Origin of the sequence: Myroides sp., from assembly GCF_032073645.1 — a bacterium.
Taxonomy (GTDB): Bacteria; Bacteroidota; Bacteroidia; order Flavobacteriales; family Flavobacteriaceae; genus Flavobacterium; species Flavobacterium odoratimimum.
The window spans coordinates 1-26141 of sequence record NZ_DAMANB010000020.1; the positions used below are offsets into that span (position 1 = coordinate 1).

General features: G+C 35.0%; 22 protein-coding genes. 6 read left to right on the top strand and 16 right to left on the bottom strand.

The annotated features are described in order from the left end of the window. Positions 1–134: 134 nt before the first annotated feature. Complete coding sequence (locus RT228_RS13830) at positions 135–821, top strand: ComF family protein (protein WP_286418754.1); 687 nt, start codon at positions 135–137, stop codon at positions 819–821. 67 nt (positions 822–888) lie between these two features. Next, positions 889–2493 carry an Ig-like domain-containing protein gene (locus tag RT228_RS13835; protein ID WP_313138715.1) on the top strand — a complete coding sequence of 535 codons (1605 nt, stop codon included), beginning with the start codon at positions 889–891 and terminating at the stop codon, positions 2491–2493. A 43-nt stretch (positions 2494–2536) separates the two neighbouring features. On the opposite strand, the gene RT228_RS13840 is transcribed toward RT228_RS13835, so the two are convergent. The 6 genes from RT228_RS13840 to RT228_RS13865 form a co-directional block, all read right to left on the bottom strand. After that, positions 2537–3304: a nitrilase family protein gene (locus RT228_RS13840; protein ID WP_006262381.1), complete on the bottom strand. Its 768-nt coding sequence runs from the start codon at positions 3302–3304 to the stop codon at positions 2537–2539. Positions 3305–3349: 45 nt separating this feature from the next. Next, a complete protein-coding gene (locus tag RT228_RS13845) occupies positions 3350–4189 on the bottom strand; it encodes an ion transporter (protein ID WP_006262382.1) in 840 nt (279 codons plus the stop codon). Positions 4190–4283: 94 nt separating this feature from the next. After that, on the bottom strand, positions 4284–5027 hold the full coding sequence (locus tag RT228_RS13850; RefSeq protein ID WP_006259870.1) for a succinate dehydrogenase/fumarate reductase iron-sulfur subunit: 744 nt from the start codon (positions 5025–5027) through the stop codon (positions 4284–4286). A gap of 51 nt (positions 5028–5078) precedes the next feature. Next, positions 5079–7079: a fumarate reductase/succinate dehydrogenase flavoprotein subunit gene (locus RT228_RS13855; RefSeq protein WP_006259871.1), complete on the bottom strand. Its 2001-nt coding sequence runs from the start codon at positions 7077–7079 to the stop codon at positions 5079–5081. Between the two features lie 17 nt (positions 7080–7096). After that, positions 7097–7921 (bottom strand): succinate dehydrogenase cytochrome b subunit, encoded by an 825-nt coding sequence (locus tag RT228_RS13860; protein ID WP_006259872.1) that lies wholly within the window; start codon positions 7919–7921, stop codon positions 7097–7099. 182 nt (positions 7922–8103) lie between these two features. After that, entirely contained in the window at positions 8104–8952 is an 849-nt protein-coding gene (locus RT228_RS13865) for a ChaN family lipoprotein (RefSeq protein ID WP_225600442.1), read from the bottom strand. A 150-nt stretch (positions 8953–9102) separates the two neighbouring features. Here RT228_RS13865 and RT228_RS13870 point away from each other — a divergent pair, with 150 nt between their 5' ends. Beyond that, positions 9103–9885, top strand: coding sequence for an alpha/beta fold hydrolase (locus tag RT228_RS13870; RefSeq protein WP_073144147.1), 783 nt, complete (start codon positions 9103–9105; stop codon positions 9883–9885). A 26-nt stretch (positions 9886–9911) separates the two neighbouring features. Here the strand turns inward: RT228_RS13870 and RT228_RS13875 are convergent, their stop codons facing one another. From RT228_RS13875 to RT228_RS13890, 4 genes are all read right to left on the bottom strand, one after another. Next, complete coding sequence (locus RT228_RS13875; RefSeq protein WP_253112811.1) at positions 9912–12674, bottom strand: PD-(D/E)XK nuclease family protein; 2763 nt, start codon at positions 12672–12674, stop codon at positions 9912–9914. A 70-nt stretch (positions 12675–12744) separates the two neighbouring features. Continuing rightward, complete coding sequence (locus tag RT228_RS13880; protein ID WP_006259876.1) at positions 12745–14145, bottom strand: OmpA family protein; 1401 nt, start codon at positions 14143–14145, stop codon at positions 12745–12747. 108 nt (positions 14146–14253) lie between these two features. Then, positions 14254–15450: a glycine C-acetyltransferase gene (kbl, locus tag RT228_RS13885; protein WP_006262388.1), complete on the bottom strand. Its 1197-nt coding sequence runs from the start codon at positions 15448–15450 to the stop codon at positions 14254–14256. Between the two features lie 32 nt (positions 15451–15482). Next, positions 15483–18629, bottom strand: a complete 3147-nt coding sequence (locus tag RT228_RS13890) for an exodeoxyribonuclease V subunit beta (RefSeq protein WP_286401239.1) — start codon at positions 18627–18629, stop codon at positions 15483–15485. Positions 18630–18740: 111 nt separating this feature from the next. Between RT228_RS13890 and RT228_RS13895 the strand changes: the two genes are divergently transcribed. After that, complete coding sequence (locus RT228_RS13895; protein ID WP_006259879.1) at positions 18741–19346, top strand: superoxide dismutase; 606 nt, start codon at positions 18741–18743, stop codon at positions 19344–19346. Positions 19347–19510: 164 nt separating this feature from the next. On the opposite strand, the gene pyk is transcribed toward RT228_RS13895, so the two are convergent. The 5 genes from pyk to RT228_RS13920 all read right to left on the bottom strand — a co-directional run bounded on the left by pyk (position 19511) and on the right by RT228_RS13920 (position 23985). Beyond that, a complete protein-coding gene (gene pyk / locus RT228_RS13900; RefSeq protein ID WP_006259880.1) occupies positions 19511–20941 on the bottom strand; it encodes a pyruvate kinase in 1431 nt (476 codons plus the stop codon). A 4-nt stretch (positions 20942–20945) separates the two neighbouring features. Further along, positions 20946–21434 carry an IPExxxVDY family protein gene (locus RT228_RS13905; RefSeq protein WP_006259881.1) on the bottom strand — a complete coding sequence of 163 codons (489 nt, stop codon included), beginning with the start codon at positions 21432–21434 and terminating at the stop codon, positions 20946–20948. Between the two features lie 97 nt (positions 21435–21531). Continuing rightward, entirely contained in the window at positions 21532–22278 is a 747-nt protein-coding gene (rnc, locus tag RT228_RS13910) for a ribonuclease III (protein ID WP_006259882.1), read from the bottom strand. 15 nt (positions 22279–22293) lie between these two features. Further along, on the bottom strand, positions 22294–23547 hold the full coding sequence (fabF, locus tag RT228_RS13915; RefSeq protein WP_025125226.1) for a beta-ketoacyl-ACP synthase II: 1254 nt from the start codon (positions 23545–23547) through the stop codon (positions 22294–22296). A gap of 201 nt (positions 23548–23748) precedes the next feature. Continuing rightward, the gene (locus RT228_RS13920) at positions 23749–23985 is read right to left on the bottom strand and encodes an acyl carrier protein (protein WP_002988156.1); all 237 of its coding nucleotides are present in this window, start codon (positions 23983–23985) and stop codon (positions 23749–23751) included. A 196-nt stretch (positions 23986–24181) separates the two neighbouring features. Here RT228_RS13920 and RT228_RS13925 point away from each other — a divergent pair, with 196 nt between their 5' ends. Both RT228_RS13925 and rnhA read left to right on the top strand, forming a co-directional pair. Further along, positions 24182–24742 (top strand): phosphoribosylglycinamide formyltransferase, encoded by a 561-nt coding sequence (locus RT228_RS13925; protein WP_006259885.1) that lies wholly within the window; start codon positions 24182–24184, stop codon positions 24740–24742. Positions 24743–24750: 8 nt separating this feature from the next. Next, a complete protein-coding gene (gene rnhA / locus RT228_RS13930; RefSeq protein ID WP_006259886.1) occupies positions 24751–25224 on the top strand; it encodes a ribonuclease HI in 474 nt (157 codons plus the stop codon). Between the two features lie 268 nt (positions 25225–25492). Here rnhA and RT228_RS13935 read toward each other — a convergent pair whose 3' ends face one another. Continuing rightward, positions 25493–26122, bottom strand: a complete 630-nt coding sequence (locus tag RT228_RS13935; protein WP_006259887.1) for an RDD family protein — start codon at positions 26120–26122, stop codon at positions 25493–25495. Positions 26123–26141: the final 19 nt, after the last annotated feature.

The window sequence follows — 26141 nt, forward strand, 5'->3', positions numbered from 1 at the left end:
AACCTACTAAAATGGGAGGATATTTTATGCCTTAAATTTATTTAGGACGCTATTGGTTATTAATAATTACGTAGAGAAAGTTCTGATTAATTTTAGCATAACATCTAAATAACCCACATAGTAACCTAGAACTGATGATTATAACTGATATTCTGAATCTCCTCTTTCCCAAGAACTGTATGGCTTGTAACTCCATATTACTGAGAAATGAACAATATCTATGCATTACTTGTAGAAACGAAATACCTTATACACAAGAACATCTTATAGATCAAAATGATTCTATGGCTAAGTTCTATGGTAAGATACCCATAGAGTTTGCTGCTAGTTTACTTTTCTTTTCTAAAGGAGGCAAAGTGCAGCAGATCATCCATAATCTCAAATATAGAAATCATCCTGAGCTAAGTTATTTCTTAGGTACTATCTATGCACATCAATTAGCCAAAACAACGCGTCTAAAGGAGATCACTTCTATCATACCTGTCCCCATGCATAAAAAGAAACAAAAGAAAAGAGGATATAATCAAGTAGACGGCTTCGCGAAAGCACTAAGTAATCACTTTCACATCAAAATAAATAATCAACTTCTAATCAAAACGCTTCAAACCTCTTCTCAGACAACTAAATCACGTTTTCAGAGAAAAAGTCAAACAAAAGAAGTTTTTGATCTAGACCTAAACTTTAAAGACGACGAATACAATCACTTCTTACTGCTAGATGATATCCTCACTACAGGGAATACCTTAGAGGCATGCTGTAAAAAATTATTACAAATACCGAATACTAAAATCACGATTCTCTGTTTGGCTCGTAGCATTTAAAAATTTTAATAATACATATTTTCTAACTAAAAAATATAGTCGTTAATTTGTCTTTTAAATTAAAACTATGTCTAAGTTTCGTATATACTTTATTGTTTGTTTTACAGTATTTTGTTTTATAACGTTTTCGAACTGTGCTAAAAGAGGGTTTATTTCAGGAGGACCTAAAGATACTATTCCACCTGTAGTACTAGGAAGTAGTCCTAAGAACCACTCTATACATTTTGACAAAAAGCAAATTACTATTGATTTCGACGAATTCGTTAAGATCAAAAACGTAAATCAAAACTTGATTATCTCTCCTCCTATGGATAGAATGCCTGAAGTATTACCTATGGGAAATGCTAGAAAGACGGTTACGATCAATCTTATAGACACTTTAAAGCCGAATACGACTTATAGTTTTAACTTCGGGGACGCTATAACGGATAACAATGAAGGTAATGTCCTAAAACAGTTTAAATATATCTTCTCTACAGGAGATTATATCGACTCTCTGAAACTAAGTGGAACAATCAGAACTGCACATCAATTAAAGTCGGATAACTTCGTCAATGTAATGCTATACGATGCTGAGACATTTAAAGATTCTACTATCTATAGAGAAAAACCTCTTTATGTAACGAATACACTAGACAGTCTTACGACTTTCTCTATAGAGAATATTAAAGCAGGAAAGTATTACTTAGTAGCATTAAAGGATAAGAACAGCAACTTTATGTTTAATCCTACTGAGGATAAAATAGCTTTTATAAAAGAACCGATTGAGATTCCAACAGATCAATCTTATGATTTGACACTATTCAAGTCTGATGAGAAATTCGAGGCTTCTAGACCTGCTCAGATTACCCAAAACAAATGGTACTTACCGTATATAGGAAACGCTGAAGGAGCTACCGTAGAAGTTAAAAAAGATGGGGTAGTAATCCCTAGTGCTTATACACAACTAGCAGATAAAGATAGTTTGCAAGTTTGGTTCCCAAAGATAGAAGCAGACTCTCTGCACTTCACTGCTACGAAAGGTGAGTTTACAAAGACATTTATGGTTAAACCAAGACCTAAGATGAAAGAAATAGATTCGCTATCCGTGTCAGGAAAATCAGGTACACTTGATTTCTTATCTGATTTACTAGTAGAAACAACTACACCTGTTAAGTCTATTAATAAAGATCTAATCACCATCTTTAATAAAGATTCTGTAGCAGTCCCTTTTACTATAGATAACAAAGCAAGGGAACAAAAGTTCTATCTAAAGTTTAAGAAAGAAGAACTAGATAATTACAAGGTAACATTATGGCCTGGTGCTATTACAGACTTCTTTGGTAAGTCAAATGATACAATCGTGCTGAACAATAAAACGACAGCTTATACAGATTATGGAAACTTGACCATTACACTAAATGGATTAAAGCGTTATCCTGTTATCGTTGAATTACTAGATGACAAAGAAAAAGTAATCGTTAGTCAATATAGTAAAAGCTCTAATACATTCGAGTTCTTAGCATTACCCCCTAGAATGTACTACATAAGAGTTATCTATGATGACAATAAAAATGGCGTATGGGATAAAGGATACTATTGGGATAGAAGACAGCCTGAAGAATCTGTCTACTTCCCTGAACAGATAGATGTCCGTGCCAACTGGGATATTAAAGAACAAATCAATTTATAAAACAAATAAGGCTCTTAGCATAAAAACTAAGAGCCTTTTTTGTTTATAAGATAGTAAATGAATCAGCATCTCTAAGTACACCGAAACTCTTTCTTATTTTATCTTGTTTTGCTTTATCTAAGGTTACATACGCTACTTGTTCTCCCTTCAATGGTTCTACTAAATAGCCTCCTAGCATATCTAAGGCTTGTGAATGGCCTGAATAGATATTGTCATTCTCATCGCTTCCACATCTATTTACAGCTACCACATAACTCATATTCTCGATAGCACGTGCTTTTAGCAAAGAGTCCCATGCGTAAATACGCTGATCTGGCCAACTAGCCACATAGATTAATAAGTCATATACTCCGTCATTATTTCTACTAAAAACAGGGAATCTTAGGTCATAACAAACTAAAGGACATATATTCCACCCCCTATAGTTAACTACTAATCTATCTATCCCTGCTTTATATACCTTCTCTTCTCCTGCTAATGAGAATAAGTGTCGTTTATCATAAGTACTAATCTCACCTTCATCAGAGATAAAGAACATTCTGTTATAGTAGTCTTCTCCTTCTTTAATAACAAGACTTCCTGTAAGCGCATATAGATGCTTTTTACACAACGATTGTAACTTGGTGATATATTCGTCTTCCATAGTCAAAAAAACGCGCTCAGGCTTCATTGTAAAGCCTGACACAAACATCTCAGGCAAAACTACCAAATCTGTATCTTGTTCTATAGAATCTAGCTTTTCTAAAAAATGTTCTTTATTCGCTTCTATATCTTCCCATACCAATGGAGATTGTAACATGGTAACTTTCATTACACTACGATATTTAGATTATAGTCCAAAAATAAGCATTAATTCTCACTTCTCTTCTTGAGGTCTACCACAACAAGGACAATTACAACTAGAAACATTCGTTTTTTGTAACGCTAATAACTTCTTCTCCTTTCTTTCAGCCAAGATCTCTGAGAAACCAGATGAGATAATACCTGTAGGTAAAGCAAAAAAGCCTATCCCAATAACCGCAAGTACTCCTCCTATTAGCTTACCGATCACAGTTATAGGATAGATATCTCCATAACCTACAGTACAAATCGTAATAACAGACCACCACATAGAATCAGGAATACTAGAAAATGCCTCAGGCTGAGAAGGGTTCTCTGCATAATAAATAGCTGTAGAAGCTATTAACAATAAAAAGATCAACATAAATGCGGCAATTGCTAACTCACTCGCTTTTCTTTTAAACACATTAACTACAAGAGCCAATGCTGATACATAACGAGTAATCTTGAATACACGTAATAATCTAAACACACGCATTAATCTTATGATACGGAGATCCACATGTACAAAAGCTAGATAAAATGGTAACACAGCGCATAAATCTATTAACTGCATAGAAGTAAAAGCATATTTTAATCTTCCCAAAAAAGGTTGATTAAATCGCTCATCACAGGTAATAGACCACATTCTCAACACATACTCTACTGAAAAGAAGACTACAGAGAATAAGTTAAATAAGGAAAAAAAAGAACTGTACTCTGCACTAACTTCAGGAATTGATTCAAAGATCAGTGAGATAGCATTCAGTAATATCAAGATAATGATTCCTCCTTGTATTATTTTGCTTTCTAAAGCATTAGAATCATTATTTAATAAATTAAAGACACAGTGCTTTATTGACTTTTTACTCCTCATAACTCGAATTCTCTTTCCAATAAATTAGAGTACAAAAATAAAAAAAGCAGATATATCTCTATATCTGCTTTTTCATTTATTTCAAGAAAAACTATTATTTCAAGCTTGCTTTTAAGTATTCTCTGTTCATACGAGCGATGTTCTCTAAAGAAATTCCTTTAGGACATTCTACCTCACATGCTCCTGTATTAGTACAGTTACCGAATCCTAAAGCATCCATCTCAGCTACCATATTAAGTACACGATCAGCTGCCTCTACTTTACCTTGTGGTAACAAAGCAAATTGAGAAACTTTTGCAGATACGAATAACATAGCAGAAGAGTTTTTACATGTAGCCACACAAGCACCACATCCAATACAAGTAGCTGCGTCAAATGCACGGTCAGCATCATGTTTAGGAATTGGAATAGCGTTAGCATCTTGTGTATTACCTGAAGTATTTACAGATACGAAACCACCTGCATGTTGAATTTTATCAAAAGCAGTACGGTCAACTACTAAGTCTTTAATTACTGGGAAAGCTTTAGCTCTAAATGGCTCGATATAGATAGTATCACCATCTTTGAACTTTCTCATGTGTAACTGACATGTAGTAATACCTCTGTCTGGTCCGTGTGCTTCACCATTGATAAATAAAGAACACATACCACAGATACCCTCACGACAGTCATGGTCGAAAGCTACTGGATCATCACCTTTCTCGATTAACTCGTTGTTTAATACATCAAGCATTTCTAAGAAAGACATATCAGGAGAAACATTGTTGATTTTATAATCAACCATTTTTCCTTGTACTTTAGCGTTTGATTGACGCCATATTTTAAGTGTAAGATTCATTTGTGTCGAATTTTTACAAAAAGACTAGGTCCGAAGACCTAAGTCTCAATATTATTTATAACTACGAGTTACCAATTTAATGTTTTCATAAACTAAGTCTTCTTTGTGAAGCACTGCATCACTTGGGTTTCCTTTGTATTCCCAAGCAGCAACGTATGCGAAGTTCTCATCATCACGTTTTGCTTCTCCATCCTCAGTTTGGTGCTCTTCACGGAAGTGACCTCCACAAGATTCTTCACGGTGTAAAGCATCTTTCGCGAATAATTCACCTAATTCTAAGAAATCAGCTACTCTTAAAGCTTTCTCTAACTCTTGGTTAAAGCTCTCTGCAGTACCTGATACTTTCACATCTTTATAGAACTCTGCTCTTAACTCAGCAATCTCAGCCATAGCTTCAGTTAAACCTTTTGCGTTACGAGCCATTCCTACTTTATCCCACATAATTTTTCCAAGCTTCTTGTGGAAGTGGTCAACAGAATGTGTTCCTTTATTGTTCATTAAATGGTCAATGATATCACGAACATTTTTCTCAGCAGCTTCGAACTCTGGCAAATCTGTTGGGATAGTTCCAGTACGAATATCATTAGCTAAATAATCTCCGATAGTATATGGTAATACGAAGTATCCATCAGCTAAACCTTGCATTAATGCAGAAGCTCCAAGACGGTTAGCACCGTGATCAGAGAAGTTAGCTTCACCTAGGATATAACATCCTTCGATAGTTGACATTAAATTATAATCTACCCATAATCCACCCATTGTATAGTGAACCGCAGGGTAAATCATCATCGGAGTTGTATATGGATCCTCATCTACGATCTTCTCGTACATTTGGAATAAGTTACCATATTTATTTTCAACTACATCTTTACCTAATTTGTAAACTAGCTTAGCGTCGTTTTCATCTAAGTGTTGAATACGAGCTTGCTCTTTACCATAACGGTCAATAGCAGAAGCGAAGTCTAAGTATACAGCTTCACCTGTAGCATTAACTCCATATCCAGCATCACATCTTTCTTTAGCAGCACGAGACGCAACGTCACGAGGTACTAAGTTACCGAATGATGGGTATCTTCTCTCTAAGTAGTAATCTCTATCTTCTTCAGCGATTTGAGTTGGTTTTAATCTACCTTCTCTAATTGCTATAGCGTCTTCCATTTTTGCAGGAACCCAAATACGTCCATCATTACGTAATGACTCAGACATCAAAGTAAGTTTTGATTGGTGGTCACCAGTTACAGGAATACAAGTTGGGTGAATTTGTGTATAACAAGGGTTAGCGAAGAATGCTCCACGTTTGTGTGCTTTCCAAGCAGCAGTAACGTTAGAACCCATTGCATTTGTAGATAAGAAGAATACGTTACCATATCCACCTGTACAGATAACTACAGCGTGAGCAGAGTGACGTTCTATCTCTCCATTGATTAAGTTACGAGCAATAATACCTCTTGCTTTACCATCAACTTTAACGATGTCTAACATCTCATGACGGTTATACATTTGGATTTTACCACGACCGATTTGACGGTTCATAGCAGAATATGCTCCTAACAATAACTGTTGTCCAGTTTGTCCTTTAGCGTAGAAAGTACGAGATACTTGTACCCCACCAAAAGAACGGTTATCTAATAAACCTCCGTACTCACGTGCAAAAGGTACACCTTGAGCTACACATTGGTCAATAATATTTTCAGAAACTTCAGCTAAACGATAAACGTTTGCTTCACGTGCACGGTAGTCTCCTCCTTTTACAGTATCATAGAATAATCTGTAAACTGAGTCACCATCACCTTGGTAGTTCTTAGAAGCGTTAATCCCCCCTTGAGCAGCAATAGAGTGCGCACGACGAGGTGAATCCTGATAACAAAAAGCTTTTACGTTATATCCTAACTCAGCTAATGTAGCAGCAGCAGAACCACCTGCTAATCCAGTTCCTACAACGATAACATCAATGTTACGTTTATTCGCTGGGTTAACTAATTTAATATGATTTTTATAGTCAGACCATTTTTTATCAAGTGGTCCATTAGGTATTTTAGAATCTAATTTCATGATCAATTTCTTTAGGACTATTTAATAAAATGAATATATAATGGGATAATAGCAAATAGCGCAGGTACAACATACGCAATTAAGAAGCTAAGCCCTTTAAGTACTCCCTTATATTTAGGATTATTAGCTCCTAAAGATTGGAATGCACTACCAAATCCATGAGATAAGTGGAATCCTAAAACCACCATAGCAAGTACATAAGCAATTGTAGCGATTAATCCAGTACTTTCGTTTTGGAAGAACTCAATTGTAATTTTATGTAAATCTTTATATCCATCAGCAATCTTTAAGTCTGTACCTGCTTGATAAAACTTAGTACCTTTTACTTCTATCTGTCCCATTTCAACAGCGTTTACTGGGATAGCTTGCTCTTGTACTGTTTTATATACTACTACAGGATCTTGACCCTCTACTTTTACTTCTACAGTTTGTAAAGGCATTTCACTAAAGTGCATTTTAGCCCAGAAGTTGGCCATGTGAGTCACGATGAATACTAAAAGTAAAGTTCCTAATACCGCCATGTTTCTTGAAGAAAATGAGCTATTAGAAGCAGCATTGTTTTTTGCATATCCGATTGGACGTGCTTTTTTGTTTTGAATCGTTAAAACGATACCATCAATCGCGTGAAAAAGGATTGAAATATACGTAACATAAGATAATACTTTTACTGCTGGATTAGTAGTCATAAATAACGCATACTCGTTAAATGCAGAAGCGTCACCAAATATCAATTGAAGGTTTCCCGCCAAGTGACCTACTAAAAACAAGCATAAAAATAACCCTGTAAGAGCCATCCAATATTTCTTAGCTAAGGATGACTTTAAAAGTGCAGATTTTGCCATAATGTAATTTTAATTGTTTTTCTTGAAAAAATCTCTCAAAAATACACCTTCTTAACGTTATCAACAAAGTCTACCCTTCTATTTATACTCGATATAAACAAAGAATAAAACAATGCTAATTCACTAAAATAGACCAATCGAGACTTTTTTTAAGAAAAAAAAAGGTTTTTTATAGTAAAGCGTTAAAATGACTTTAAAATATTCGCATCTATAACAATAATAAAGTTAGCCAAGTCTAAATTATCATATTCGAAATGACCAACATTATCACTCTCTACCATCGTAATAGTAGCTATTTTTAGCGAAGGTCTATATTGGTTAAGATACCACACTATACCTTCATAATTATTACTGTGATAAGAACCATTATAGTGCAAGAATAAATGGTTTGGGTTTAAATTTTGAACAATAAAGTGCCCCATAGTAGCATCTTTAATTGCTTGCGCCTTTGGCAAATTCTCATCTTTATGATCCTCAAACATTGCCATCATATTCTTATATCCTGGCAAATTAGCATCATAAGGAAATGGCAATGGTGCAATCCAGCTCTTCTCTTGTACACTTAAAGTATCTAATGCAGCAGTACCTTTTTTAAACAATAGACTTGCATATCGTCTAGGTACATTAGTCGCAATAAATTCTAATTTATTCTCCTTTGCATATTCTACTAATGGTCTATAATCAGTTTTATAATTATTCCACAGCCTCACCTCTTCTTGAAACTGCTCTTCTGTACTATTTCCTCTTACATATTTAGTTAGTCCCTCCTGATTATCTGCTTCAAACATTTCTGCACCAAGAGTTAGCTCTCTTTTATTACCTAAAGACTGTGTTACTTGTAATTGCAACCAATGTCCTAATGAATTATTGTGAAACTCTCCAAATAAAACAACCTCACTTTTACTAAGTGATTTTATCATCTTTTCATAAGAAACTTTCTTTCCTTTATTTGTATAAATCTGATAAGGTAATCCTGATTGTCCATAAGTTATTCCACATAACAACAAAAACGCACCAACTATTTTTTTCATTTTACTAAATATTTTGAAATTAGAACTGCAAAGATAACCTTTTCTATTATTTAGACTGGTTTAATATAGTTGTAATACCAAGAGTTCTATTGAATGTTAAAAGATTTGACAAAGTCATAGTATATCATACATTTGCAACAAAATTAAAGAATGGCTACTACTAAAATTCTATATAAAAACACCTATTTATCATATACTGACAAAGGAAAAGGAAACACCTTAATCTTTCTACACGGATTTTTAGAAGATAGTAAAATGTGGAATTACTACCTTGACTACTTTTCAAAGAAATATAGGGTTATTGCTATTGACCTTTTAGGACATGGTGAATCAGGTTGTATTGGTTACATACACAGTATGGAAGACATGGCCGATGCTGTTTTTACAATTACAAATTCTTTAAACCTAAAAAGGGTAACACTAATAGGACATTCTATGGGAGGTTATGTATCACTAGCCTTCGGAGAACTATATCCGGATAATGTAAAGAAAATAATCTTAGTTTCATCTACTACCAGAGCTGACAGTCCAGAAAGGCAAATTAACAGAGATAGAGCAGCTGAAGTAATCAAAAAGAATAGTGATCTCTTTGTCACTATGGCGATTAACAACACCTTTTTAGAAGACACTAAAATCACTCACGCTAAAGAAGTGCAAGAACACTTAGATACTGCTCTTAAAACACCTAAACAAGGTATACTAGCTGCTGTAGAAGGAATGAAATCAAGGAATGACAGAGAAGTTCTACTCCATTTTGCTCCATACCCTATAAGTATGATTATTGGTAATGCTGATCCTGTTCTTTCTATTAACGACATTACTAAAGAAGTTGAAAATACAGAATCTGATTTAACTATTATCCCTGGGGGGCACCTACTTCAGATTGAAGCAAAAGAAGAATTACTCGAAGCACTAAAGAATACATTAAAATAAAATAGGGAAGCTTTTGCTTCCCTATTTTATAATTCTTTTTCTATAAAATCCTCATCAGGATTAAGTATCTCTAACAACAAGGCAACTAATTCATCCTTGAACAAGGTTAAGGTTTCATTTGTAATAGCATGATCAACCTCTCTTCCTTCTTTTACTCCAAAAAATAAGAAGCCACCTTTTCTATTCTTGAATGAATAAATACCAGCTTCCACAGATTGATTTGTATTGTGTTTCGTATACATTAAAGCATAACACAATAACTGAATAATCTTATCATTTTTCAGATCAAGTGTAAGTCCTTCCCATGTACTCAACTTAACATCATTTGCTTCTACTTTACCACTTTTATAATCGATAACTCGGATTACACCATTTCGTTCCTCTATTCTATCTACAAATCCAAATAAATTAATAGGATATGGCAATCTAGGATCTTCAAGTGTAAAAGTAAGCTCTGTCTCTAACTCCAATAATAAAATATCATCCCCTCCTTTTATCTTTTCTATCTCTCCTTCTAGAAAATGATACACATTTCGTTTAGCTACTTCAAAAGCGAGTAGGTTCTTTCCTATCTTCTCCTTATCACTGTTATACACCTCTTCAAACTGTAACTGTACTTCTGCATCAGCTTTTGTTTTTATGGTGTTAATAATCTCCACTGTAAGCCTAGCTCCTTTAAAGGGTTTATACAAATTCTCTAAAGAGTTGTGTATAATAGTACCCAAAGTATTTAAAGCCACACTCTCCTCTACCTCTTCCACTTCTCTAATCCTTAAGACACGTTGCAAATAAAACTGTATAGGATTACGAAGATAATTAGATAAAGCTGATGGAGAGAAACCTTTAGTTGTAGCAATATTCTTTAGCTCTTCTTTTAAGAGGTCTGACTTCGGAATCTGAATCAACTCATTTGCTTTTTCAGGTAAATCCGCAGAATAGGTAACATATTTTACATCATGTGCCTCTAACTGTTCTACTTCTAACTGTGTTAAGAATCTACTCTTTTCTCCAGCATCCATTCCCTCTGATTGAGAATTGTACAAAAGATAAATATTCTTTGCCCTTAACAACAAGTGATAAAAGTGAAAACTATAAATAGCATCCTTTTCCTTATAAGTTGGCAAGCCTATTTCTCTCTTTACATCATAAGGAATAAAAGAATTAACTGACTTACCTGCAGGGAACTTCCCTTCATTAACAGAAGTCACAATAACAGTGTCAAAATCCAAAACACGACTCTCTAACACCCCCATTATCTGTAGTCCTTCTAAAGGTTCACCCTCAAAAGATACTTCAGACATATCCATCACTTGTTTATACAACGAATACAAAGTATCGTAACTTTGTATAAAATCATATTTCTGACAATAAGAAACTAACCTATTCAACATCTGATAGGAAGAATACAAGAATGTTTTACTAATTCGGTCACTGTGTACCTCATCATTTAAACTATACTTAATAGCTAATACAATCTCAATAAGGTTTTGTAAAACCTCAACAGATGACCTTTCATTCCATCTACCGAAAACAAGCTTACGAACAGGAAAATCAGGATCCTCTATCCACTCTGCAAAACGATTCATGCTAAAGAAGCTAAGATTTCGATCATTAATTTCTTTAATAACCTTTTCAGGAACAATAATTTGCGTTAATACAGGATTAGTCAATACATCTAAAATTTCCTTGTAGTAAACAACATATTGTTTATTTGAGCGTCGTATAGCGGCCAAATGCATCTTAAAAATCTTGTTCAATAAGATCTGAATAGGATTACTCTTACCACTATACCCCATTGTGATATTCAAACTTGATACTGAAGAAGGCAAACTATGCAATACTGGTAATAGCAAATTCTCCTCCCCTAAAACAATGGCAACCTTCTCTAATCTCGAAGCTTCCTCTCCAAGTCCTTCTACTATTTGCCCTGCGATCTTTGCTTGCCCTACACTCTTAGGAGTTTGTATCACTTGTATATTCTTTTCTTTGCCAAACTCATCTACTATCCATTCAAAAGGGTTGTATTGATAATGTATCCAGTTGCGTTTTATACGTCTCAAAAAGAGCGCTGCATCGTGATAAGGATCCTCCATAAAATGCTTATCAATATCCCAAAACACCTTAGCTCTTTTCTCCAACAAGAAATGTTGAATAATTTTCTCCTCTGCTGCATTTAATGCATTAAACCCAGCAAAATAAAACACCTTATTATTACTGTTCAAATACTCTTTATGCGACTTAACAGCTTCACGATATATCAACCCTTGATAACCGATACGCTCCTCTAGTAAAACCTCATAGAACTTTTTATAGTAAACTGGTATCTGCTCCCAAAAGGCTAAATAATTTACAATTAAGTCTGTCTTTTGTTCAGGATCTAAAGACCAGTGTTTAATGTCTTCAATATTCTTTAAATATGAAAACACATAATCAGGATTCAACAAGTAACGATCTACTTCATTAAAATCACTTAACAACATATTAGCCCAACTAGAGAAGCGATCAAAATCCTGTGCATTACCTCCCTCTATTTCTTGATAAACTACATAAAACTTAAAAAGTAATTCTATCGAATCGATCCCTCTAATCTTAGACACTTGTTGAATGAAATCCTCAATATTAATAATCTCTGGAGCGAAGACACTATTTCTGTAATACTTCTTTAAATTTTCTAACAAAAAGACCTTAGCTCTTTTATTAGGAAGAACGATCACCAAATTGTCCATGGAATTAGGAAAATCGGCATAAATCTGCGCACTCAGCTTATCTAAAAAAGTATTTGATTTCATAAAATAAAGGTACAAAAAAAACGCTCCGATTACTCGAAGCGTTTTCTATAGATTATGTGTTTTAAATCAATTATTTAGCTAATTGGATTTCAACACGTCTGTTTAACTCACGTCCTTTAACTGTTTTGTTAGAAGCGATTGGATCTTTAGATCCGTATCCTTTAGAAGTTAATCTAGCAGAATCGATTCCTTTTTCAATTAAATAAACTTTTACAGCGTTAGCTCTGTTATCAGATAATGGTAAGTTAATTCTGTCAGATCCTGTACTGTCAGTATATCCAGCGATGTGGAAATTAGCAGTTGGGTATTCTTTCATGATTTTAACCATATTATCTAACACTGCGTAAGAACCATCTTGGAAAGTATATTTTCCAGTGTGGAATAATAATGTTTTTCCGTAGTCGTTAAGCTGTTTTACTTTCTCAGGCTCGATTTCTTTAACTTCAGGACATCCGTTGTTAGAAGCTGGACCAGGTACATCTGGACATTTATCTAAATGATCAGGTACTCCGTCTCCGTCTCTATCTGGCCAAGGACAACCATTGTTTTCTTTTGGACCAGGTACTTCTGGACACTCATCTTTATTATCTGGCACTCCGTCTCCGTCTGTATCAGGACATCCGTTGAACTCAGCTAAACCTGGGATCTCTGGACATTCGTCTTTATTATCTGGAATACCATCTCCGTCTGTATCAGGACATCCGTTGAATTCTGGTAAACCTGGTAAGTCTGGACACTCATCTAAATGATCTGGAATTCCATCTCCATCTGTATCAGGACATCCGTTGAACTCAGCTAAACCTGGGATCTCTGGACATTCGTCATATTTGTCTAAAACTCCATCTCCGTCAGTATCTTTTCCTCCAAATTGGAAACGAATACCTGCAAAGTGTTGCATGTGTGAAGCAACTCCTACGTCTGGTGTTCTAGAATCAGAGAATGAATGCTTATAAGTAGATTGCACAGTTAAAGCAACGTTTTTAGTAAACCAGAAGTTTAATCCAGCTCCTCCATTAACAGTTCCTTGACTTGCATCTCCCATAAAAGTATAACCTCCACCTACTAAGATGAATGGATCAACTACTTTCGATTTCAAAATCTCTTTGAAGCTATATTTAACTTCTGCGTCAATTCCGTAGTAAGTTAAATCTCCAGGATTGTACTTTTCATATCCTTCTGCTTCTGATTTGATGAATTTGTCAATTTTATTAACAGACCCAACTAAACCTAAAGAGAATCCATCACCTAAGTATCTAGCTACATTTAAGTAAGATACTGATGGTAAGATATTCCAGTTATCCGTTTTAAAATATCCTCCTGTTCTGTGTGCAAAACCTTTAGCTGAACTTACTTTTGTGTCAACTGCGTTTGCTCCAACAGTTACAGCCCACGGATGGTCAGCGTCTTGCGCGTGAGCTGAAAGCCCTGCACAAAGAATTGCTGCTGCAAATAATTTGTTGAAATGTTTCATAACTTTTATTTTTTACTTTACCGTAATAATCTAGCAAAAGTACAATTATCAATCAATATTTACAAAAAATTTCGTTAAGAATAGTACTTTTTATTGTATTAACCTTTTTTATTGAATAACTTTTAGCTCTTTACCTACTTCTGTAAATGCAGCGATAGCTTTATCTAAATGCTCTTGAGTATGCGCAGCTGATAATTGTACACGGATTCTCGCCTTATCTTTTGGTACCACAGGGAAGAAGAATCCAGTTACATAAACTCCTTTTTCTAGTAGTCTATCTGCCATTACTTGTGATAATTTAGCATCGTATAACATTACTGGTACAATAGCAGAATCTCCATCAATAATATCAAAACCTGCCTTTTTCATTCCGTCTTTGAAGTAGTTTGTATTCCACTCTAGCTTATCGCGTAATGAAGTATCGTGTTTTAAAATTTCAAATACTTTAATAGAAGCTCCAACAATCATTGGTGCTAATGAGTTAGAGAATAAATAGGGTCTAGAACGTTGTCTTAATAATTCAATAATTTCTTTTTTACCTGTAGTATATCCTCCCATTGCACCACCTAGAGCTTTACCTAAAGTTCCTGTGATGATATCCACACGTCCCATTACGTTCTTAGCTTCTAATGTTCCTTTACCTGTGGCTCCGATAAATCCAGCAGCATGGCATTCGTCTACCATTACTAAAGCATCATACTTATCAGCTAAATCGCATATTTTATCTAATGGTGCTACTAGACCATCCATTGAGAATACACCATCCGTTACGATAATTTTAAAACGGTGACCAGCCTCATTCGCTTTAATTAATTGCTCTTCTAACTCAGCCATATTGTTATTTTCATAACGATAACGAGCTGCTTTACATAAACGCACTCCGTCAATAATTGAAGCGTGGTTTAAACTATCAGAGATAATTGCATCTTCTGCACCTAATAATGGTTCGAATACTCCTCCATTAGCATCAAAAGCTGCTGCATAAAGAATAGTATCTTCTGTTCCATAGAAATCAGCAATAGTTGCTTCTAAATTCTTGTGTATATCTTGTGTTCCACAAATAAAACGCACTGAAGACATTCCGAATCCATGGGTATCTAATGTATCTTTTGCTGCTTGAATTACTTCTGGATGTGATGACAATCCTAAATAATTGTTTGCACAAAAGTTTAAAACTTTATCCCCTGTAGAAACAGTAATCTCTGCACCTTGTGGCGAAGTAATAATTCTCTCCTTTTTAAATAATCCGTTATCCTCTATTGACTTTAATTCACTCTGAAGATGATCTTTAATCTTTCCGTACATAATATTTTAAGTTTTAAACAATTTATACTCTTTTACAAATGTATTATATTTAAGTTCTCCCCTGTATATAGCAACACCATTTTAACGACTTCATAACCCATTTCTACTAAAGACTGGCCATAAGCCTTCACCTGGTCTTTATATTTCTCTTCTTCTTTACCTGTTTTATAATCTAATATATAAGCCTGTCTTCCTCTTATCACTACTCTATCTGGTATAGTATTGCGCTGATAAGGCCCTATGATTACTCGCTCGTTAAATACAATATTATCTTCTCTAAAGAAAATCTCTAAATCGGGGTTACTCACGATACGTTGAATAATCTCCTTAAAACGCTCCTTTGCATCCTCTTGTATCAATCCCTTTTCTAGCCCTTCTCTTACCACAGCATCTACATCGCGATAATCTGTTATAAACGACATCAGTTTATGGACTAAGTTACCATACTCTATCGCTTTTTGGTTATGAGAATCCCACATCAAAGCTTCCCTCTGTGCAATTTTGATTGCTTCAAAATCCAATACACTCTTTACAGGAAGAATCATTTTATTCACTTCATCCGTAATGACCTCTTTACTTTTAGAAACCTTTACCTTCTCTCCAAATCCATAGACTAAATCTACGTCATTATAAACACCTTCTGTCACTAAAAAATCTAAGAATAGTTTAGATAAATTATTTCTAAACTCTCCTTTACTTGTTACGTTTTTATAACTAATAATATATAACTGTTCTTCAGCTCTAGTCAATGCTACATAAAGAACATTTACATTATCCAGCAACATCTCTTGTTCTTTTTTCTCATACAGAAGTTGAGCATACTCACCATATTCCACCACTTCCTTCTTAGAGTCAACCAAAGCTTTGGGGAACATTATCTGATCTTTATCCGTCTCTATATTCACCCATAGTTTATCACGACTAGGGCGTGTGAAATCCTCTTCTGCAAAAGGAAATATAACAATTGGAAATTCTAACCCCTTAGATTTGTGTATCGTCATAATCTGCACAGCATTTCTACCTTCAGGTGTCGGTATGCTAAACTTGTGATAGTTTGTATTCCAATATTCTAAGAAGTCACTAATCCCAAATTGATTCTTTAAAGACTTTTCTAATACCAAGTCTAAGAAATACAAAACATAAGAACTAGCACTCTTATCTGGTAAAAAAGCTAAAACAATAGCCTCAACAGCATCGTACAATGACTTCGAACGACAAGCCTCAAATGAGATAGGCACATTGTGGTCTACTAACCAAGCTTCTAATTCTAACTCAGTCTCAAAAGAAAGTCCCGCTTTTATAAAGTCATGTTTCTTTGTCAAATCACTTTGCTTACCACTTACATAGTACAGCATCATCATTTTTGCTTCTAGATCGCGCTCTGTCTTTAAGAACTTCAGTACATTAATGATTAACCTCACTTCACTAGCATTGTTAATCAATAACGAATCAGAAGAAAGTATCTCTAGACCATTCTCTGTTAAGTAATTTGCTAATAGCACACCATGGTCTCTCTTACGTGTTAGAATAACAATATCTTTCAGATCAAACCCCTGCTCTAAAACGCCTTGTATAGTATTCAGCGTAGCTTGCGCATATTGCATATTCTTCTCTTCTGCCTCTTCTCCTTCATCCTTTTGTAAGAATTCAATATTTACATACCCACCAGCTTTACTATTAACTTCTTGATAACTATTATTCTCATATAGATCTTTATAATCCTCGTTAATAAAGTTGCGAGAGACATCCTTAAAAAATCTATTATTAAATTGAATGACCTCAGCATAACTTCGATAATTACGACCAAGGTTCACGGTCTGTTTATCAGGATTAGCAAAGGGATTCTCATCCTTGCTCAAAGCAATAAATTGTTCTGCCTTTCCTCCGCGCCATCTATAGATAGACTGTTTAGGGTCACCTACTATCATCAGGCTTCCCTTAGTTCCTGTATGATCTTCTCCTGCTAATGCATTATCAATCAGTGGTACCAAGTTCTGCCATTGCATTTCTGATGTATCCTGAAACTCGTCTATAAAAAAGTGATGATATCGCTCTCCTAAACGCTCATAGATAAATGGAGCTGGTTGATTCTGTATTTCATTGTGAATAATCGCATTAAACTGAGTGATCGACAATATATTTTGCTCCTCTTGAATCTTATCCATCTCCTGCCCTATAGTACTTAACAGTGATAGAGGGGTAAGGTTTTTCAAGAAAGCAGTATAAAAAGCTCTACGAGAATACAAATCATATACCTGCGCTAACACCTTTAGAAAATCTGGTATAAAAGCTTCGATTAACTCCACATCTTTAGCAGTCTTCTTTATTTTAATATCATCAAATTCGTGATAACGCTTGGTTGTACCTACAGTATCTTGAATCACATTCTCTATATGCTTGACAAAATACTGTCCTGAGAACGAAGTTTTATCCATTCCTTTAGACTCTATTAAGTCCATTATACTCTGTCCCAGAACAATGCTCTCTGCTGTAATCTTTTTAATCTCTTCGCGAAGAAAATCTCTCACTTTTACAAAGTCTTGTAAAGTATGCTCAGAGAACAACGCTATTTCTTCTCTATTATTTTCATTTAATAGCAAAGCTCCTACTTCTTTCAGCTCTCTCGTGATATCCCAGCTCTTATCATTATCTGCTTTATCAATAGAAAAATCAATCAACAAATCTGTCAATTCACTATCCACACCAGCTTTTGCGATTACTGCGTCCACCGCCTCTTGTAGTAATTCATCTGAATCTAAAGACACCTCAAAAGTCATCGGCAATTCTAAATCAAAAGCAAAAGAGCGAATAACCTTATGCGTAAACTTATCTATCGTAGAGATATCAAAAGAAGCATAGTTGTGAATAATACTTCTGATAATACGTCCTGACTTAGCTCTTATAAATCCTTCCTCTAATTCTGTTTCTTCCTGTACTTGATTAAAGATACTTGCATACTTAGGATCTAGCTCTTCTTTAGAAAAAGCATTTAGACAAGATACAACACGAGTCTTCATTTCTGCTACAGCTTTATTCGTAAAAGTAATAGCAAGTATCTTTTTATAGGCGTCATCTTGCTTATCAAGGAGTAAAATCTTAAGATATTCCTTAACTAAAGTATGGGTTTTTCCAGACCCAGCAGACGCGTTATATATTGAGAATGAAGGCTTATCAAGCATGAAGTAGGTTCTATTTATTAACTTATATTAAACATTACAAACCTTCCATATTAGGCTTTATTTGTTTAAATTTGAAATAAAATTAATATTAATCTTTAAATAATACGAATTATGGCTTTCGAATTACCAAAATTACCATATGCATACGATGCATTGGAACCACATATTGATGCACGTACGATGGAAATCCACCATACAAAACATCATAATGCTTATACTACTAACTTAAACGCAGCTATCGCTGGAACAGCTTTAGAAGGAAAAACTATCGAAGATATCCTTGCTAACTTAGACATGTCTAATGGAGCTGTTCGTAACAACGGTGGTGGTTTCTATAACCACAACTTATTCTGGACAGTAATGACTCCTAATGGAGGTGGTCAGCCAACAGGTGAGTTAGCTGATGCAATCAATACTGCTTTCGGATCTTTCGAAAACTTTAAAGATGCTTTCGCTAAAGCTGGTGCTACACAATTCGGGTCTGGATGGGCTTGGTTATGTGTTAAAGATGGTAAATTAGAAGTATGTGGTACTCCTAACCAAGACAACCCATTAATGCCTGGTGTTGCTTGTGGAGGAACTCCAATCTTAGGAATGGATGTTTGGGAACACGCTTATTACTTAAACTACCAAAACCGTCGTCCTGATTACATTAATGCTTTCTTTAATGTTATCAACTGGGCGGAAGTAGCAAGAAGATACGCAGAGGCAAAATAATTAATTTTTGCACCTCATTACAAACTATTAAAAGCTCCAGCAATGGAGCTTTTTTTATACCCTTACCTCAGATTTCTCATTAATTATATGCTATGCCATACTGGATTAAACAAAAAAAGCTCAGAACCATGTCCTGAGCTTTCTATATTGTGGAAGTACGATAATTATTGTACCTCTGATATTCTTAGTGTATTCACCATACCTTTTTCGATAATTGGCATTGCTGCTAAATTGATAACCATATCACCTGGCTCAGCTAATCCTTTATCTTTTACCATAGCATTAATATCCTCAATAGTCTCATCAGTACTCACATATTTATCGTAATAGAAAGCCTGAACTCCCCATAACAAGTTTAATTGAGTAATAATACGACGATTAGAAGAGAATACTAATATATTACTATTTGGTCTCCAAGCCGAAATTTGGAACGCTGTATAACCACTATTTGTCAATGTACAGATAGCCTTAGCTTCGATATCATTCGCCATTAAAGCAGCGTGGTAACAAATATTTTTAGTGATATAACGGTTTGTCTTGATTGTAGGTGGACTTTGTGGTACTTTAATTAATGGAGAAGTCTCAACACTTTGAATAATCTGTGTCATCTTCTCGATTACTTGTACTGGGTATGCTCCTACAGAAGTTTCTCCTGATAACATTACAGCATCAGCACCGTCCATTACAGAGTTTGCAACGTCATTTACCTCAGCTCTAGTAGGAGTAAGGCTAGAGATCATCGTCTCCATCATCTGTGTAGCGATTATTACAGGGATTCTAGCATTCTTAGCTACGTGAACTAATTCTTTTTGGATCAATGGCACCTCTTGAGCAGGAATCTCAACACCTAGATCTCCACGAGCTACCATCAGACCATCACAGTAAGCTACTAACTTCTTAATATTCTTTACTGCCTCTGGTTTTTCGATTTTAGCAATGATTGGAATCTTGTGATCAGAATGTTCTTTAATCAAGTTCTGTAAGTCCATTAAATCTTCAGGTGTACGAACGAAAGATAATGCGATCCAGTCTACTTGTAACTCACAAGCAAAAATAGCATCTCTAATATCTTTTTCCGTTAACGCTGGTAATGATACTTTCGTCATTGGTAAGTTAACCCCTTTTTTAGATTTAAGTGGTCCACCTTGTACAACTACAGTTTTTACCTCATCTTCTCCATTAGTTTCTAATACATCAAAGATAAGTTTACCATCGTCTAATAAAATTCTCTCTCCTGCGTTAACGTCAGTTGGGAATTTTTTATAATTCATGTATACGCGTTCTGCGTCACCTTTAAACTCTTCTTTCGTAGAGAATGTAATCACATCACCAGGATTCACGATAACGTCTTCAGACATCACACCTACTCTTAATTTAGGACCTTGTAAGTCACCCAAAATAGAAGTAGTATATCCAAATTCTTTATTTAGATCACGGATTATATTTACTTTCTCTTGAACATCTTTATAATCAGCATGTGAAAAGTTGATTCTAAAAACATTTACACCAGCTTTAATCATATCATGTAATACCTCTCTCGTACTAGATGCTGGTCCTAACGTTGCTACGATTTTCGTCTTTTTTTGTGCTAACATATTTTTAAAAAATTAAGTTCGTTTTATTTTTTAATATCTCTTGCTTTATCTCATAAGCTGCAGATATAATTTTTACTGAATTCAACCGATCAATGATTGTACCAATTTCGAACTGACTATCAGTTTCTTCTATCTTAATCAAATAATCGACTGACTTTAATTCGGGCAATAAATACCCTTGCTTAGTTACTGGATGATTGGCTGAGACAAATAAGGGAGAGTCTAACCCTGACTCAGGTATTAGAAAAGCTTTATTCGCTACCACCTTCCAATACACATGATGATCAAAGTCATCATACTCATAGAATGAAAAAAAAGCGTGTCCCACATCTGTAAAGATGTCTACATCCCTCTTACTTCGTTCTAGATTAATTTCAAGTATTGAATTAATAAAATACACTACTTTATAATCTTCTTTTCTGGAAGTATGTATAGCGATCAAGCGATAATCCTCACTATCAAAGTCTTCAAGCTTATATTTTATTATACCCATATAAGAAATTAGTTACACAAATATACAACTTTTATCGAGCTATATTTGTATAACCTCACCATATTAGATTATATAAACGTTAAGGAATTAACAAAAATTATTGCTTTATCTGTTCTTGAAATGCGAAGTAAGCACGTTGTGATGCCTTTTCTTCTGCTTTCTTTTTAGATGTAGCTCTCGCTTTAGCTACGAGTTTATCGTCTATAAACAGACGTACACCGAAGTACTTTAATTCTTCTGCTGTATCCTCTTCGAAAGTATCGTATTTAAACGTATGCTTTCTCTTCTGACACCATTCGATTAGCAAGCTCTTATAACTAGTTATCTTCGTTTCTAACTCTTGGATATCAGATACCTTGCTCAACAGTTGTTCGTGGATAAACTTCTCACACGCAGGGTAACCTCTATCTAGATAAATAGCACCTATAATAGCTTCTAATAAATTACCATGTATATTCTCTCCGAACTGTTGATTACCCATCTTGCTTTCTACATGTGAGATTAATTTTAAATCCTTTCCTAATTGGTTCAAATTCTCACGACTCACAATTTTAGAACGCATCTTCGTCAAATAACCCTCATCACCACTCGGAACTTCTATAAATAAATAAGAAGCAATAACAGATCCTAACATTGCATCACCTAAGAACTCTAAGCGTTCATAATTAACGGGATGACCTTCTTCATCACATCTATTCATCGATCGATGCGTGAATGCAATTTTATAATAAGATAGTTCTACTGGTTTTACACCGACTATCTCAGTCACCTTTCGACAAAAATTCCCGTCTTCATTATTGAAGGAACGGGAATTATTGAATATTCTATTTAGTAACTTTTTCATCTTTATAGGATGATTTTACTTCTCTAATTTCTTAACCAACACACAAGCATTGTGTCCTCCAAAGCCGAATGTATTACTCATTCCAACTTTAACATCTCTCTTCTGTGCTTTATTGAATGTGAAGTTTAGCTTAGAATCTATCGCTTCATCATCTGTAAAATGGTTGATTGTTGGTGGAACAATACCGTGCTCTAATGATAAAATCACAGAGATAGCCTCGATAACACCAGCAGCTCCTAATAAGTGACCTGTCATCGACTTAGTCGAGTTCAAGTTCATCTCATAAGCATGCTCTCCGAATACGTTAAGAATAGCCTTAGACTCTGCGATATCTCCTAGTGGTGTAGAAGTACCGTGCATATTTAACACATCTACATCTTTAGCCTCTAATCCAGCATCTTTAAGACAGTTGATCATCACATTAGTAGCTCCTAATCCTTCTGGATGTGGCGCTGTTAAGTGGTGAGCATCAGCTGACATACCTCCTCCACCGATCTCACAGTAGATTCTAGCACCACGTGCTACAGCATGTTCATATTCTTCTAAGATAATTGCTCCAGCTCCTTCTCCTAATACGAATCCCTCTCTGTCTTTGTCCATTGGTCTAGACGCAGTCTTAGGATCATCATTTCTAGTAGATAGTGCATGCATTGCATTAAATCCACCGATACCTGCTATCGTTACAGCAGCCTCAGAACCTCCAGTTACGAAGATATCAGCCATACCTAAACGAATATAGTTAAATGCATCGATAATAGCATTAGTAGATGATGCACATGCAGATACTGTAGTGAAGTTAGGCCCTCTCAGACCGTATTTCATAGAAATATGTCCACCAGCAAGATCCGCTATCATTTTAGGGATAAAGAAAGGATTGAACTTTGGTATTCCATTTCCTTCTACGAAGTTTGTCACCTCGTTTTGGAATGTTTCTAATCCTCCAATACCTGAACCCCAAATAACTCCTGCTCTATCTAAATCAATAGTCTCTAAATTTAATCCTGAATCTTTGATCGCTTCGTCTGCACTAACCATAGCATACTGTGCATAACGGTCCATCTTACGTGCTTCTTTTCTCTCGATAAAATCCTCTACGTTAAAATTCTTTACTTCGCACGCAAACTGAGTTTTGAAATTGGTAGCGTCAAAATATGTAATGGGTGCAGCTCCGCTTACTCCATTAATTAGGTTGTTCCAATACTCTTGAATATTATTTCCAATTGGCGTAAGGGCACCTAAACCGGTTACAACAACTCGCTTTAATTTCATAAAATAACTTATATGGTTTGTACTATAAAAAAAAATCCCAATCTTCACTTTTGTAAAAAAAGGAAACATTGGGGTGTTTGTTTGATTGTATATGTTAGATTGTTGCCAATCTGTCCTTTTTTGTTTCTTCTAAAAATCAGTCATTTTCAAAAAAATAATAACACCCGCATGTTTATGGAATAAACACGCGGGATATAGTTATTACTTTTTAGCTTCTTCTATGTAAGAGATAGCTTGTCCAACTGTAGCAATGTTTTCAGCTTGGTCATCTGGAATTTGAATATCGAATTCTTTTTCGAACTCCATGATAAGCTCAACAGTGTCTAGTGAATCAGCTCCTAAATCATTAGTGAAGCTTGCTTCTGCTACAACTTCGTTCTCGTCAACACCTAATTTGTCAACGATAATCGCTTTTACTCTTGATGCAATGTCTGACATAATCTTTAATTTTAAATTTAATTTCGTAGGCAAAAATAAAAAACTTTATTTTAAATCCTGATTTTCCATGTTAATTGTCGGTGCGAAATTATAAAAATTATTAATACTTATCGCTATTTTTCTATTTATTGTCAGTTATTATTCTTTTTTTTGTACTTATTTATTGTACTTTCAACTTCATAACACAACTAACTACATGAAAAACATAGCTCTATTCGCCTCTGGTTCAGGGACTAATGTAGAAAACATCATCAACTACTTTGAAAGCAAGTCTATTTCTAATCAATACCTTATATTGGTTAACAACCAAAATGCTAAGGTAATAGAAAAAGCTGAAAAAAGAAATCTTCCAGTTCTGATTTTTGACAGAAATATGCTAAATGATGGCGCTGTATCTCAAAAATTAGAACAATTTCAACCTGATTTAATTGTATTAGCGGGTTTCTTATGGAAATTTCCCGATGACCTTGTTAAAAAATATCCGAATAAAGTAATTAATATACATCCAGCATTATTGCCTAAATATGGCGGTAAAGGAATGTATGGTCATCACGTACACACTGCAGTCGTAGAAAATAAAGAAAAAGAGTCTGGAATCACTATTCACTATGTAAACGAAAACTACGATGAAGGAGCTGTTATATTCCAAGCTTCTACTCCGATAGAGCCTTCCTATACGCCAGAAGAAGTAGGAGCAGCTGTACTTAAACTAGAACACCTACACTTCCCACAAGTAATCGAGAAACTACTATTTTAATATTATAAATGAATTTGCCACAAGTAATACTATATACCGATGGCTCCTCTAGAGGTAACCCTGGTCCTGGTGGATACGGACTGATACTAGAGTGGGCAGGTCATAATGTCTATAAAGAAGCATCCCAAGGATATCGCAAAACTACCAATAACCGCATGGAACTACTAGCGGTGATCGTAGGCTTAGAAATGCTAAAGAACGAAGGTACTAATGTCCTAGTCGTATCGGACTCTAAGTATGTGGTAGACGCTGTAGAAAAGAGATGGGTATTCGGATGGGAGAAAAAAGCCTTTAAAGACAAAAAGAATCCTGACTTATGGCAACGCTTCTTAAAAGTATACCGCAAACACAACGTCCAGTTTAAATGGGTAAAAGGACATAACAACCACCCCATGAACGAACGATGTGACGTCCTTGCAGTAAAAGCAGCAACAGGAACTAAATTATTAATAGACGAATATTACGAGTCTGAAGAAAATTAATAAAACGACAAAGAGCATCTTTTTAAGGGATGCTCTTTGTCGTTATACTACATAAGAGAAGGTCTCTCTATATCCGAAAAATCTAAGTCACTACTAAATAACCTATCGCATAACTCACTAGCTCCATATTCTGTGAAGTATGCTAATTCATTATCTGATATTGGCATTGTTTAATGTCATTCACCTCATTTTCTTCTTACCTCGTATATAATCACTGATTATACTTTCCTTGTAACACCATCTCTCTACTATAGCACATACACTGTACTTACAGCCTCTCTCTACGAATCTCTGTTACTACTAGAGTCTCCGCTAGATTATCGTGTAAAGTCTGCTTCTGATCTGACCAGAAAAACATAAAATAACCAATACAGAATATAAAACCAGATAATAATCTAGCAAAAAATCGCCCTGTAGCTTGACCAAAAGTTACTCGCTGCCCCTTACAGTCTAGCAACATGATCTTCATCGTTTTTTGCCCTATAGTCGCTTGTCCATCATTACTCTGCATTAATGAATAATAGAGCCACCCAGCTATAAATGGAAAAAAGAGGCTTGGTATTAAAAGAATCAAACCATCTAATAACCCTGCTACAAAACGCTCTCCAAAGTCAGCGTATCGATAGTGAATTCGTTCTGTAGGCGTAGTTACAATCACATATCGATTATCCCTAGTATAAGCCAAACTAACATTTTGATTATACCCATAATTTGGCGTACTATACATCGGTCTCTGAAGATACACTTCAAACTCTCGTAGAAATCTTGCCTCTGTCCAATCATGCAATTCACTATGCCAGATTAGCGTAGTCGGAGAAATTATAAACTGTCCTAACTCAGAGAACTGATATGGCCCCTGACTTTCGCCATTAATAGAGATAAAGTATTCTTTTTTCATTAATTGTATTTTTTTAACA